The sequence below is a fragment of the Terriglobus roseus genome (assembly GCF_900102185.1).
GTDB lineage: Bacteria > Acidobacteriota > Terriglobia > Terriglobales > Acidobacteriaceae > Terriglobus > Terriglobus roseus_A.
In genome coordinates this window covers 3,138,639-3,152,942 of the sequence record NZ_LT629690.1, presented here as the reverse complement: position 1 = coordinate 3,152,942, position 14,304 = coordinate 3,138,639, and the positions used below count along the sequence as shown (strand labels likewise).

10 protein-coding genes are annotated in these 14,304 nt (G+C 57.7%); 6 read left to right on the top strand and 4 right to left on the bottom strand.

The genetic code is table 11. The features are described from left to right. The first annotated feature begins 77 nt into the window (after positions 1-77). A complete protein-coding gene (locus BLT38_RS13120; protein WP_083345586.1) occupies positions 78-3,953 on the top strand; it encodes an alpha-amylase family glycosyl hydrolase in 3,876 nt (1,291 codons plus the stop codon). Positions 3,954-4,005: 52 nt separating this feature from the next. Further along, positions 4,006-4,491, top strand: coding sequence for a hypothetical protein (locus tag BLT38_RS13115; RefSeq protein WP_083345585.1), 486 nt, complete (start codon positions 4,006-4,008; stop codon positions 4,489-4,491). A 12-nt stretch (positions 4,492-4,503) separates the two neighbouring features. Here the strand turns inward: BLT38_RS13115 and BLT38_RS13110 are convergent, their stop codons facing one another. Together BLT38_RS13110 and BLT38_RS13105 are read right to left on the bottom strand one after the other, a co-directional pair. Further along, positions 4,504-4,998 carry a hypothetical protein gene (locus tag BLT38_RS13110; protein WP_083345584.1) on the bottom strand — a complete coding sequence of 165 codons (495 nt, stop codon included), beginning with the start codon at positions 4,996-4,998 and terminating at the stop codon, positions 4,504-4,506. A gap of 90 nt (positions 4,999-5,088) precedes the next feature. Next, positions 5,089-5,547 carry a YraN family protein gene (locus BLT38_RS13105; protein ID WP_083345583.1) on the bottom strand — a complete coding sequence of 153 codons (459 nt, stop codon included), beginning with the start codon at positions 5,545-5,547 and terminating at the stop codon, positions 5,089-5,091. A 64-nt stretch (positions 5,548-5,611) separates the two neighbouring features. On the opposite strand from BLT38_RS13105, the gene BLT38_RS13100 reads away from it, so the two are divergent. The 3 genes from BLT38_RS13100 (at position 5,612) to BLT38_RS13090 (ending at position 10,722) form a co-directional block, all read left to right on the top strand. Beyond that, complete coding sequence (locus tag BLT38_RS13100; RefSeq protein WP_083345582.1) at positions 5,612-8,245, top strand: patatin-like phospholipase family protein; 2,634 nt, start codon at positions 5,612-5,614, stop codon at positions 8,243-8,245. 119 nt (positions 8,246-8,364) lie between these two features. Next, positions 8,365-9,039 carry a YceI family protein gene (locus tag BLT38_RS13095; protein ID WP_083345581.1) on the top strand — a complete coding sequence of 225 codons (675 nt, stop codon included), beginning with the start codon at positions 8,365-8,367 and terminating at the stop codon, positions 9,037-9,039. Positions 9,040-9,120: 81 nt separating this feature from the next. Next, entirely contained in the window at positions 9,121-10,722 is a 1,602-nt protein-coding gene (locus BLT38_RS13090; RefSeq protein ID WP_083345580.1) for an alpha/beta hydrolase-fold protein, read from the top strand. 69 nt (positions 10,723-10,791) lie between these two features. Here BLT38_RS13090 and BLT38_RS13085 read toward each other — a convergent pair whose 3' ends face one another. Both BLT38_RS13085 and BLT38_RS20535 read right to left on the bottom strand, forming a co-directional pair. Beyond that, on the bottom strand, positions 10,792-11,787 hold the full coding sequence (locus tag BLT38_RS13085; RefSeq protein WP_083347087.1) for an aldo/keto reductase: 996 nt from the start codon (positions 11,785-11,787) through the stop codon (positions 10,792-10,794). Between the two features lie 54 nt (positions 11,788-11,841). Further along, positions 11,842-11,988, bottom strand: a complete 147-nt coding sequence (locus BLT38_RS20535; protein ID WP_156785123.1) for a hypothetical protein — start codon at positions 11,986-11,988, stop codon at positions 11,842-11,844. Positions 11,989-12,097: 109 nt separating this feature from the next. Between BLT38_RS20535 and mutL the strand changes: the two genes are divergently transcribed. After that, positions 12,098-14,203: a DNA mismatch repair endonuclease MutL gene (mutL, locus tag BLT38_RS13075; protein WP_083345578.1), complete on the top strand. Its 2,106-nt coding sequence runs from the start codon at positions 12,098-12,100 to the stop codon at positions 14,201-14,203. Positions 14,204-14,304 lie beyond the last annotated feature (101 nt).

Genomic DNA, 14,304 nt, shown 5'->3' with positions numbered 1-14,304 from the left:
CACAGAGAGTAAGCTCATGCCGTGGGCCTTTATGCCCGTCCCGTTTGCTGCCTGATTCTTGAAGTTCTGAGGTGTTCATGGAGTTCCATATTGCCCGTGTCTTTCGCGACCGATTTCAGTTGCGCGATCTGCTGTTCTCTTACACGGGTAATGTCATCTTTGCGAACGTAGCGGCCAGCCGCCATCTTGCGCAGCAGATGAACGACGCGCGCGTGGCCATGGGCGGCCCCACAGCGCAGGAAGATCCCTCTGCTGTGATCCATGCGGGCCAGTTGTTTGCCATGGGTCTCATCGACGAGTTGAGCCACGCCGTCGTCGAACGTTATCGCAAACAGCAGGATCTGGATGTGCTGAAGGATGCACTGCGCTGGTTCGGTGAACGCGTAGGTGCCGAGAACGTCGATGCCTTGCTGCTCTCTTTCACGGAACGTTTCCCGAACGTTGCGATCTACAACGGCAAGCTGACTGCGAAGCAATGGCTCGCAGGATCGACCGATGGCATGCCGCATCGCGAAGCCGCGTTGGAAGAGCTGTTGCTGTTGTGGCTGGCAAATCAGAACCCTGCCTATAAGCCGTTTCGCATGCTGTTCGACGATACGACTCTGCGCAACACACTGCCCGCCTATCGCGAGATGCAGAAGGACGCGGATGCCTATTTCGAAACGCGGCCTCAGTTTTCCGCGGATGCGAAGACGCTGCTGAAGGCGTTGCGCGCGCCCTTTGAAGCATCACCCGATTCTTTGAGCGGCCAGCTCGATTTCATTCGGCAGCATTGGCCTGATGTGTTGGGGCCGGCGCTTACGCGAACGCTGCTCGCGATTGATACGTTGCGTGAGGAAGAAGTCGCCATCTGGATGCAGTTCCATCCTGCAGGCCACAACGTGCGCCACCATGGGCCTGTTGAGTATGGCGGAAAGGAAGGTTTCGTCGGCGATGAATACATAGGGTTCGACGACTACTGGGAAGACGTTCGCAACGACGATGGCAGCATCACGCGTCGCAGACGCACCGGCACGCGCTACGCTTCTGACTATCAAGCGCCGCTGCATGAGTACGAAGCATTCTCCGTCGATGATGCATGGATGCCCAACGTGGTGCTCATGGCGAAGAGCACATACGTGTGGCTGGAGCAGTTGTCGAAGAAATACCAGCGCCACATCTATCGGTTGGACCAGATTCCGGTAGAAGAACTGAAGCTGCTGCGTGATCGCGGACTTACCGCACTTTGGCTCATCGGTCTGTGGGAACGTTCCAGGGCATCGCAGACCATCAAGCGTTTGCGCGGTCAGGCAGATGCTGTGGCGTCCGCGTATTCGTTGATGGATTACCACATTGCGGAAGACCTCGGTGGTGACGAAGCGTATCAAAAGCTTCGTGATCTTGGAGCCACTGTTGGCCTTCGCTTGGCCAGTGACATGGTGCCCAATCACATGGGATTGGATTCCAACTGGGTCATCGAACATCCGGAATGGTTCCTGCGTCGCAGTGAAAGTCCGTATCCCAACTACCGTTTTGAAGGCCCCGATCTTTCCACGGATTCTCGCGTTGAGATCAAGATCGAAGACCATTACTACGACCAGACGGATGCTGCTGTGGTGTATCGCATGCGCTGGCGTGACGACTCCAACCGCACTGAGTTCATCTATCACGGCAACGATGGCACCACCTTTGCCTGGAACGATACGGCGCAATTGGATTACTCGCAGCATGCCGTGCGCGAGCATGTGATCCAAGTCATTCTCGAAGTGGCTCGCAGATTTCCAATCATCCGTTTCGACGCGGCGATGGTGCTTGCGAAACGTCACGTGCAGCGCCTGTGGTTCCCACTGCCGGGCGTTGGTGGATCGATTCCATCGCGCGCAGAAAACGCGCTCACACAGGAACAGTTTGATGCGCTCATGCCGCATGAATTCTGGCGCGAAGTAGTGGACCGTGTTCAACAGGAAGTTCCCGGAACTCTGCTGCTGGCGGAGGCTTTCTGGCTTCTCGAAGGCTACTTCGTTCGTACGTTGGGCATGCACCGCGTATACAACTCCGCGTTCATGGTCATGCTGCGCGATGAAGAGAACGCAAAGTATCGCAGCTACCTGAAGAAGACCGTCGAGTTCGATCCGGACATCATGAAGCGTTACGTCAACTTCATGTCGAACCCGGATGAGAAGACAGCCATCGAGCAATTCGGCACCGGCGACAAGTACTTTGGCGTAGCCACCATGATGGCAACGATTCCCGGCTTGCCCATGTTCGCGCATGGTCAGATCGAGGGCTACACCGAGAAGTACGGCATGGAGTACAAGACGGCCAAGTATAACGAGTGGCCGAATGACGAACTGGTGGCGCGCCACATGCGCGAGATTGCTCCGTTGCTCGCGAATCGTGCGCTGTTCGCGGAGAGTGAGAACTTTGTCTTCTTCGACTTCTGGACAGAACACGGCTCCGTCGATGAGAACGTGTTCGCGTACTCCAATCGCCGCGGCAATGAACGCGCGCTCATCGTTTACAACAATGCGTATGCATCAACGCGCGGCACGGTTCACATCTCCGCCGCTTCCATGAACAAGTGGACGGGCCAGTTGTGGCAGCGTTCCATTGCGGATGCGCTTGCACTTCCGCGTGGGGATGAATTCTTCGTTGCATGGCGCGATGTCGCTTCGGGGCTGGAATACATTCGCCGCTCGAACGATGTAGTACACGGCGGTCTTTCCGTAGAGCTTCGTGGTTATCAATACGTCGTTCTGCTGCATTGGCGGGAGTTGCGTGCTTCAGCAGAGCAGCCATGGGATCAACTATGTGATGGTCTGCATGGCGCGGGCGTTCACAATCTCGATGAAGCACTCACGCATCTCCGTCTTCGTCCGTTCAGCGAAGCGTTGCGCCACGCCGTAAGTCATGATGCGGTACGTCTGATAGCACCCAAAGGCGAGCATCCTTACGCTGAGACAGAAGCAGCGCGTAAGTGGGGAGAGCACACAAGGGATATCTTCCATCGTTGGTCAGAGCTGGAAACGCCGTCATCGCCACTGGCCACGGATGATCGTTATGTCTCCACCGCGACAGCACTCGGGGCGAGCGCGATTCAGGCAGTGGCCTTGGCAAAGACGGCTCACGCTCTACCGCCGCGGATGGCCATGGAAGTACATCCAGAAGCCCTGTGGACGCCTTTGCTCACCGTTGCGGTACTGCGTGCTCTGCCGTCGGAGTCGAAGGACATTGTGGATCATCTCGGCCTGCGTTCCGCTCTCGCGGAGATCTTTTCTGAGGTCGGTGTTCTCGGGGAAGATTCATGGCGTGCCGCGGCGCGTGTCAGGCTCGCGCTCATGCAGCCAAAGTTCGACGATGTCGCATTCTGGAACGAAGGCGATGTGCTGTGGCTGGCGGCTGTGAACGAACACAAAGGCGAGCGTTATGTGAATCATGAGGCGCTGGAACAGCTTCTGCAATGGCTCACTCTGACGGCAGCTTTGCAACCCGCCGGTGAGGCGCAAAAGAAAGTCCCGCTCGCTGAAATTCTTGCTGCAGCTGAGTCCGCTGACTATCGCTACGACGAGTTGGTGAAGTTGCTTACTGATAAGTCGTCTGCAACGAAAGCCGAAAAGTCCTCAGTGAAGCAGCCTGCACAAGTCAAGGATGTTGTTATCGAAGAGATCATAGATGTTGTTATCGAAGAGATAACGACAGTGTCAGAGAAGACCGAGGCGAAGGAATCTCCGAAGAAACCGGCGGCATTTAAAGAAGCGCCGACGAAGCCATCGACAGCAACGTCTTCTGCCAAGACGTTGGAGACGAACGCCGTCACTACGCAAAATGGCGACACGTTGAAGGCGCATGCAGCGGACGGTCATCTGACAGCCGATACAGCCAGCATTCCTGATAAGTCACCTGCGGGAAAAACAGTAGCGAAGAAGACGACGCCAAAGAAAGTTCCTGGAAAGAAATCGCCGCCGGCGCTCTAACCGAACGCGTATTACCGGGTGTAGTCTCTCGCTGAGAGACGGAGGTTTCGCTATGCGTGGTCCCGGAATCGCTCTTCTGCTGGCGTTTGCTGCCACAGCCGCCGCCCAAACTAGCAGCATGCCAGCGACTGCAATGGCGATGCCGCAGGGCAATTGTCCGATTGGTGTCGATGTGCACCAGCAGGCGCATGGTGCCTATCTGCTGACCGATACAGCCCGTTCCTTCCATCCGTCGTTTGTGATCTCGTTTCGTCCGCACGGAGACCATACTATCCAGCAGGTGGTACTGGATGTCGTCGGCCCAAGCGGGCTACGTCTTCGTGATGCCGCCGCACTGACACAGGCCACATCCAACGCGGATGTGGTGGAAACATTCACTCTCACCGGATCTGGCGATGCCACGATTGTCACGAAAAAGCTGACGGCTGTGGAATGGTTCAGCCTTGTTTCCGTTACCTACGCCGACGGCAGCAGCTGGCACCGTGGTGGAACGGATGCCTGCTACGTTCCGCCCAACGGCTTTGTGCCAGTCCACTAAGCGTGGCTCTGTTTAGTACGCAAAGATGTGTGGCGCCGGATAGGTGAACGTGCCGTCGCTGCGCTGAACTGCGATGAAGAGACGCTTATCCGGGTCGCCGTTGATCGTGGCTGCCACCAGCAGCGTGGTTCCAAACGTGCCGGAACCATCGCTCACGCTCTTATCCACGTGGTGTGAATGAATTTCTCCCACTGGTGAGTACTTCGTCCAGTCTTCCGTGAATCGCTGCAATGAATAGCCGCTGTACTTGTCCGGATGCTGCTGCCAGTCACTATCGTTCTGATAAATGCCATAGGCTGTGGCGAAGTCCTTCTGCTCAATCGCCGTCAGAAACTTGTTTACCCGGTGTTCCGTGTACACGTTACTGAAAAGCCATCCATGTCCTGAGATGAAGCCCGCAAACGTCGCCACCACCAGCACGGCCACCAGGACCCCTACGCCGACCAGGGCGTAACGCGTACGTTTGGCTTTTCCGGCGTCGTAGACAGGTGCATTCATCAGCGTCATGGTCGTTCCTCTTCTCTTGGGCAGTCTTTGCCGCCTCTGAAGCATTAGACACCGCGACAACGGATTTTGGTCAACGCGTGTCTTGAAGTTTCAGAAGACATTACGGATCAGCTGCACATCCGGCCTGCCCTGTTCGCGCAGATGTACCAGCACAGCGTCAAAGCGAATCGCAATCTTCGGCCTGCGACCCTCGGGCCATGGCAGTTCACGCACATAGGCGTCGGCCTGGCGCTCCATCGCTTGTTGCTTGTCACCATCGATTGCGGCTTCCGCGGCAACGGGGGAGTGCTGCCTGCGTGTTTTTACCTCAATGAAACACAGCGTCTCGCCCTCCCAGGCCACAACATCCACTTCGCCCGGAGCAAAGTCGCTTTCCCAGCGTTGCGCCACCACTTTGAACCCCAGTCGACGCAGATAAAAGTACGCTGCATCTTCGCCCATGTGACCTCGCATCGTGGCGGCATCCACACCTCGTCGCTGGTCATGCCGTGGGGTGGAGATCGCTGTAAGGTATTCCATCAGCGCAAGTAACGGGCGTGGTCGAGGCATTCGTGTCCAGTATGTCAAATCTGACAGTCGTCACCGAGCGTTTCTGCATCCAACCTGCTAAATCATGAGGATGATGTTTTCCGGAACGTACAGCCGCCGCTTGTTGGCCTGCTCGCTAGTGGCAGTGCTTCTCCTGCCCGAACTGTCTGCACAGGCAAACGGCGGAGTTATGGCTCCTGCTTCCGGTGGTGGTTCCAACCAACAATTGACGCCTCAGCAGGGCCCGCCTCAGGGTGCGCTGGCCCCTCCGCCATCCGGTAGCGGTGCTCATGGTGACCCCTTCCCGGATCTCGGTCGCAAACGCATCGGTATTGCGCTGGGTGGTGGTGGCGCGCTTGCACTCAGCGAGATTGGCGTACTCCGGTGGATGGAAGAGAATCACATTCCAGTGGATGTCATTGCTGGGACCAGCATGGGGTCGCTCCTTGGTGCACTCTATGCAACGGGACACACTCCCGACCAGATCACAGCACTCACCAGCGACAAGGTGTTCTCAAAGGTCTTTCGTCTCGACACTGATTTTCGCGAGTTGAACTTCCGTCGCCGTGAAGACCAGCGTTTTCTTCCCGGCGGATTCAGTCTTGGTTTGAAGCACGGGCCTTCCATTCGCAACGGTGTTCTGCTGGATTACGGGCTCAATCAATTTCTGAACGCGCAGTTCCTGCCTTACGGCGCAGATTTCTCATTTAACAATCTGCCGCTGCCATTCCGCTGTGTAGCCACGGATATTCTCGTGGGCCGCGAAGCCGTATTTACCCACGGCCCGCTTGCAGAGGCGGTACGCGCGTCTATCTCTATCCCCGGTGTGTTTCCGCCGCTGGAAGACGGTGGCCACATCTATGTGGACGGCGCGCTGACTGAAAACCTCCCAACAGACATCGTGAAACGTGAATTGCATGCCGACGTCGTGCTCGCAGTTTCGCTGCCGCTTACACCGCCGGGAACGGGCGATACCAACTCGCTCCTCGGCATCCTGGGCCGCAGTTTTTCCGTCGCGTCATGGAGCAACGAAGTTCGGTCACGCCAGCTTGCGGATGTTCTGATTGAACCCGTAACACCCGCCGGCGCGGGAACCTCAGACTACGCAAAGGCAGGCGATCTGGCGCAGGCAGGCTACGTTGCGGCACAGAAGATGGCGCCACAACTGCTGAAGTATCGCGTCTCCGATGAGGAGTGGGAGACGTACATGGCCCATCGCCAGCATCGCGAAGCGCGTACGCCGCAAAACATCGCTTCAGTGAAAGTCATCGCCCCCAACAATCACAGTGCCATCGGTGTCCGCGACACGGTGGATGACCTACCCGGCAAGAAGCTGAACACTGACGAGGTAGAGGCGAAACTGAATGAGGTTCGCAGCGATGGTCGCTACAACACGGATTACTTCCTGACGACTCCAGGCCAGAAGCTGGATACGGAAGTGACTGGACCGGCGAACGTAGGCCGTCATGTAGAAGGCAGGGAACTGCTGCATCCTGACGAAAAACGCGGCCCCGGCGACGACACGCTCCCGGAGATGGTGGAGACCGCGTCGCAACCCCCCGCAGCGTCTGAGACTCCGAACAATACGATCCCTCCTGGAAAATCCGACAAAGGCTCAAAGAAGAAGGAGGCGAAGCCGGTCTTTGAGACGGTTGCTCCCAGCAGTTCTGGCAAGGTCGCGATCGCCATTGCAGAAAAGCCCGGCTACGTTCCCGGACCGAATGATGTTGACCTGAACATGGTCGTTCGCGACCGTCCTGGTGGTCCACCGTATCTCCTGCTTGGAGCAAACATCATTTCTCAATCCGGTGGCACCAACCGTGCCACTCTCGATGCCATCCTCACGCAGCAGGATCTTGGCACTTACAAGAGCGAAGGTCGTCTGTTGATGCGCATTGGTCGTGTGACACAGTTTGTGCCGGAATACTACTGGCGTCCGAACGATCACAATTTCTTTATCGCGCCACGTCTCCAGCTCTATCGCACGCTGGAGCCCATATGGGTAGACCAGCACAAAGTCTCAGACCGTCTTACGCAGACAGCCGGTGGTGGCGTGGATTTTGGTTACAGCCAGAGCCACTTTACCGAGTGGCGTCTGGGCTATCAGATGACCCATCAGCTCTGGAACCTCAGCACTGGTAGCGATGGTCAACCTGATATCCATGGCAACTCTCAACAGGTGCGTCTGCAGTACAGCTTTAACGGGCAGGACCGTGCCATGGTGCCGCGTCATGGTCTGCGTGCTGACGTGTCCGGTGGATATCTGTTCAATACCGTGAACAGTGTGAACGCACCGGTTCTCCAGGCTTCTGGCGCATACTTCTATGACCTTGGGCACAACAACACTGTGTCTTTCAGTCTTGAAGGCGGCACCATGGCCAATCGTCAGGTTGCCGATCCTTTCCGCTTCACGCTGGGTGGGCCGCTCCGTCTGACAGCATCCGCATACGATGAATACCGCGGCACAGACTACATGCTGATTCGTCCTGCTTACTTCAGGCGCATTGCCCAACTGCCCATGCCCCTGGGACAAAGTATTTACATCATCGGCACCTATGAACTTGGTCGCATGTACTCACCGGACCGCGACACGCTGATGCGGCAGGACGTTTTCTTCGGGCTCGCTGCAGAAACCCCCATCGGCGCGCTCACCTTCGGGCCGGCCATCGGCGATCATGACCACCGCAAATTCGTCTTCACCCTGGGACGGTTCTTCTAGCTATTGGGAATGGAAACTTAGCTTTACCAAAAGGCTGCAGATTTTTCTGCGGCCTTTTCTGTTGGCAATCGTCTATTCTGCACAGCATCAGATATCCGAAATTCTTCTGGAGACCAACCATGTCCCTTCGGCGCATCCTGCCCGCCGCCCTTCTTGTCCTCAGCACGTCGTTAGCCGTAGCCCAGGCTCCCGGAGGCGGCCAGCGTGGTCCCGGAGGCCCCGGTGGACCACAGCAGCCGCCACCGCCGCCTACCGCTGGCGCAAAGCTCGACATCATTGAAGGCTCGTCCGCCAGCTATCGCGTCACCGAGCAGCTTGCCGGTATCGACTTCCCCAATGAAGCCGTCGGCACGACCACGGGCGTTACAGGCATGCTCCAGCTCATGCCGGACGGCTCCCTCGCGCCCAACTCCAAGCTCGTCGTCGATCTGAAGGGACTCACCAGTGATCAGGGCATGCGTGATGGCTATATCCGCAACCGCACGCTGGAAACGGATAAGTTTCCGGATGCAGTCTTCGTACCCACATCCATCACAGGCGTGCCGAAGATGGTGCCCTCCACCGGACAGGTAGGCGTCGCCCTCACCGGCAACCTCACCATCCACGGCGTCACCAAGCCGGTGACCTTCAAGGGCATCGCCACACTTGATCCGCGTTCGTCCACGGTGGCCGGTCGCGCGTTGACCACGTTCACCTTCGCAGACTTCAATCTCACCAAGCCAACGCTCGCGCGCCTGATGAGCGTGGACGACAAGATCACGCTGGAACTGGTCTACAAGTTCAAGCGCAGCTAAACACGACACAGCTTAGAACCCAAAGTGCGCGAAGCCCTCACGAAGTTCACAAGAATCATCTGTGAACTCTGAGCAAACTTCGTGCACTTTGTCTTTCTCGTCTCCTATACTTCGGCCCACATGCGCGCCGCCCTTCTTACCTGCTGCCTGTTACTGTCCCTGACCGCGAAAGCGCAGGAACCCTATCCGCTCACGCCCGATTCAGAAGTGCAGGACGTCCCGCACGGCACGGTGGAAAAGACCACGCTGCCACCGGGCCAGTTCTATCCCGGCACACCGCACACGGTCAGCATCTACCTGCCACCCAACGCAGGCGCAGAGCCATTGCCGTACATGGTCTTCCTCGATGGCAGCGGCTATCTCGGCGGACGCATGCGCGCTGCCACTGTCTTCGACAACCTCATCGCCAAGCATCAGCTTCCACCCATGGTCGGCATCTTCATTGACCCCGGCGTGCTGCCAGCCATCCGTCCCGACGCGCAGAACCGCTATGAACGCGTCTTCGAGTACGACTCACTTTCGAATCGCTACGTGAACTTCCTCATGCAGGAAGTCATCCCCTTCGTTGAGAAGCGCCACGCATTATCGAAAGACCCCAACGCGCACGCCATCGGCGGCACCAGCACCGGCGCAGTCTGCGCGTTCGTCGCAGCATGGCATCGCCCCGACCAGTTCCATCGCGTCCTCTCGCTTATCGGTACATACGTTGCGATGAAGGGTGCAGACACGTTACCTGAACTGGTCCGTAAGACCGAACCAAAACCCATCCGTATCTGGATGCAGGACGGAGCCAACGACCACATCACCCCCGACGAACCCTACGGCACCTTCTACGCAGGTACATGGCCACGCGCCAACCAGCTCCTCTTCGATGCTCTACAGTTCAGCGGTTATGACGCAAAACTAACCATCGGCACCGGCGGCCACGACACCAAGCAAGGCTCCGCTGAACTCCCCGATGCCCTCCGCTGGCTCTGGCGCGACTACTCCCCAGAGAAGGGAATCGGCAAGATCGAAGTCCATCCGCCCGCCGCACAAAGCACGGCAGGCTTCGATAAACGCGGCAGCATCTGGTCCACCGTAGACGCTGTAAACAATTGGGAAAGTTTGAATGAACGTTACATGCATCAAGAAAAAACCATGATGCTGATGACATTGGATGGTTCTGCTATTACGCAGAAGAATGTTATTTACCTCGGGGCAGAGAACACGATTTCTTGGGGCACACGTGATGTGCAACAAGGTCATATTCAAGCACCAACCAATGCAATAGGAGGGCTTGCGCTCTCGGCCGATCAGGCAATGCTCGTAGCTACCGACCGCGAACATCGCCACCAATGGTCCATGCAATTAGACAAAGAGGGTAAGCCCATCAACCCTGAACCCTTCTACCGCCTCGAAGTCCTCGACGACGAAACAGGCGCAACAGGAGCAGCTTTCGACAGCATCGGCCAGGTTTACTTCGCGACGAAGATCGGCGTTCAGATCGCAGAAGCCAACGGCCGCATCGCGATGATCCTCAACAGTCCCATTCCAGACAAGCCGGTGGATAACATTGCATTCGGTGGCCCCGACCACGACTGGCTCTACGTCACATCCGATGGCAAACTCTTCCGCCGCAAGATGAAGACGCACGCAGTCCCCGTCGACAAACCCGAGAAGCCGCCACAACCACCGCTGTAGAAACAAAAACGCAGCGCCCACTAACTTCAAGTGAGCGCTGCGTTTGTTCGTTACTTCAAGCGTGCAGTGTTACCGACCGATGGCCTTCATGCCACCCTCGTTATAACGATCCCCTGCAACAGCATCGATAGGCACGGCAGCCTCAAGCTCCGCCACTTCTTCCGCACTCAACTTGATAGAAGCCGCAGCAGCATTCTCTTCCAGATACTTCACGCGCTTCGTTCCCGGAATCGGCGCAAGATCGGCGCCCTTGGCAAAGACCCAAGCCAAAGCCAATTGCCCAGGCTTTACTCCCCGACGCTCTGCAATCTCCGAGATGCGATTCACAATCAACTGGTTCTTATCCAGGTTCTCGCCCTGAAAGCGTGGATACCGCGAAATACGAGCATCCTTGCCATCGTTCAGGACGTCCTTGGTCAGCGCGCCAGTCAGGAAGCCACGACCCAGCGGGGAATACGGCACAAAGCCAACACCAAGCTCGCGTAGCGTCGGCAGAATCTCTGCTTCCACATCGCGCGTCCACAGCGAATACTCGCTCTGCAGCGCGGTAATGGGATGCACCTTGTGCGCACGACGAATCGTCTCGGCACTGGCTTCGCTCAGGCCCAGGTACTTCACCTTGCCTTCTTTCACCAGTTCCGCCATCGCGCCCACGGTCTCTTCAATCGGCGTGTCTGGATCAACACGATGCTGGTAGTACAGATCGATCACATCCACACCCAGCCGCTTCAACGAAGCATCACAGGCTTCTTTTACATACTCGGGCTTGCCGCTAACTCCAGTGAAGTTCCCCTGAGCATCGCGCAGATTCGCAAACTTGGTGGCAAGAAAAACTTCATCACGACGCGCAGCGATGGTCTTACCAACCAGAACCTCGTTATCGCCGCGCCCGTAAACATCGGCGGTGTCCAGAAAGGTAATGCCAAGATCCAGCGCGCGCAGGATGGTAGCGGCGCTCTCCGCATCGTTGCGTTCGCCGTAAAACTCGCTCATGCCCATGCAGCCCAGACCTTCACGGCTGACCACGGCACCCTGTGATCCCAGTTTGATTTGCTCGAAACTCATGCGCAGTTGGATGTGCGACGTAGCCTTCACGATTCTGGTGGCGCGATACGGCCTCTAACCCTGCCCGTGTCCGATTTGAACCTGGCTTGTGAAGGCGAGGATGATGAAGATCGCGAGCGAAACAAACATCGCGATGATCATGCCCCAGAAGTAAATTCCGTCGAAGTTCCTTTGGCGCGCGTTTCCTTGCTCGTCTGCCATAACGTTCCACTCCGCTACAAAGTAAGACGCCTGGGTTGCCTGGTTCTTTGCCTGCCATGCGACATTCCGTACCTCTTTTTCCACCCCCGGAACTCCGTAAAATCACTTCATGGGCCGTATCCGCGTACTTTCCGACCAGGTGGCGAACCAGATTGCCGCAGGCGAGGTCGTCGAACGCCCCGCCTCCGTCGTCAAAGAACTGCTGGAAAACGCCATGGACGCGGGTGCCACGCGCATCCGCATCGAGATTGAGGGCGGCGGACGCAAACTCATCCGCATCGTCGATAACGGCCACGGCATGGTTCGCGACGACGCCATGCTTGCCTTTGAGCGCCACGCCACCAGCAAGCTGCGCAACGCCGAAGACCTGAACCATATCGCCACGCTCGGCTTCCGGGGTGAGGCGCTGCCGTCCATCGCCTCCGTCGCGCGTGTCGAAATGGACACACGCAGCGAAGAAGATGCCGTGGGCACGCGCATTGAAATCGTGGGCGGCAGTATGACGAAGGTGGAGGATGTAGGCGCACCTACCGGTACCACTATTGCCATCCGTGACCTCTTTTTCAACGTTCCAGCACGCAAGAAATTCCTCAAATCCGAGCCCACGGAACTGTCGCACGTAGCCGCGCTCGTCACGCATTACGCCCTCGCGCACCCGAACAAACACTTCGAACTTCACACTGCTACGAACGCATTGCTCGTCGCGCCCGCTGTTCGTGACGCCAGCGAGCGCGTCTTCCAGATCCTCGGCGGCGATGTTTCCCGCGACATGATTCCGGTTGCGGCGGAAATCGACTTCACCCGCGCTGGCCTGCCCGAACCGCCACCCTGGCGGCGTGAAGAGGATTACGTTCCACCCGCGCCAGGCTTCCTGCGCGTCAGCGGCTTCGTCTCCAAGCCGGAACTGCAGAAGCTCAACCGCGGCTCGATCTATGTCTTCGTCAATGGCCGGCAGGTGCGCGACCGGCTCATCCTTCATGCGCTGACGGAGGCATATAAGAACATCCTCCCGCCCACATCGTTCCCGGTGGTGCTGCTCTTTCTGGAAATGCCAGCCTCTGAAGTGGATGTGAATGTGCATCCCGCAAAGACTGAGGTGCGCTTCCGGCAATCCAGCTTCGTGCATGACTTCGTGCGCGACGCGGTGCGCAACTCTGTACTGAAAGCTCGTCCCGCAGCTAGCTTCCTTGCTGCCGTTGCGCCGCCCATTACGCCGCGCGTGGGTGACAACTTCCTGAATGCAACGGAGGGCTTTGATCTCGATCCCGTAGTGAGCGGCCCCGGCCCCGGAAGTGATGCACCGTGGAGCGAACACCAGATCTCCGAAGCAGAAGCGCAGGATCGGCAACGCGAACTGGAACGCGTCAGCGATCGCATCGACGCACAGGATGCAGAAGGCTTCTCGCTGACGGCAAAGCCCACCGTGCCAGTCGCAGGACGCTTCACTTTCCCGCTCGATTCCTTCGAGGAACAGCATCCTGGGCAAAGCACAGCGGCACCGCTCGATCCTGTTTCTTACGCATCATCAGCCCCTTCGGGAGGCACGGACCCCCACGCCGCAACCCACCTGCCCATCGGCACTCCAAACCGAGCACCAGCAGCCGAACGCATTGAAGACACCGCCCGTCTCGACGGCCTTGGTGGCCTGCGACCGCTCGGCCAGCTCCAGAACTCCTTCATCCTCGCCGTCAACGAGCAGGGCCTCTGGATCATCGATCAGCACGTGGCCCACGAACGCATCTTGTTCGAAAAAGTCCTGCGCGATCGTCAGGTGGAGAAGGTCCAGCGCCAACGCCTGCTCATGCCGCTGCTCATTGACCTTGTTCCGGCGCAGATGGCCAACTTCGCTCAAATGGCCGACGAACTTGCCCGTAACGGCTTCGAAGCAGAGCCTTTCGGCCCACGCACCCTGGCAGTAAAAGCCGCGCCAGTCGGTCTTGAGGGCAAGGAACTCGAACTAGCTCTCGCAGAACTCCTGCAAACGGACGATGACGCTCCGCAGGCCGACAACATGGAGGAGCGCCGCCGCCGCATTGCTGCTTCCATTGCCTGCCACGCCGCCGTGAAGATCAATATGCCCCTGGAACAGAGCAAAATGCAGTGGCTGCTCGACGAATTGGGAAAAACTGAGAATCCAATGGCATGTCCGCATGGCAGACCCATCGCTTTGCGTTATTCTCATAAAGAGATCCAGCGGGCGTTCCAGCGCATTTAGATTTGCGCTTCTCAGCATCGCCCCGGCCTGAAGCGATCTTCCACGAACCATGCAGGTTCCTCTGGACAGCGGGAAGACGACACCCCGCCGGGCGGCATCAG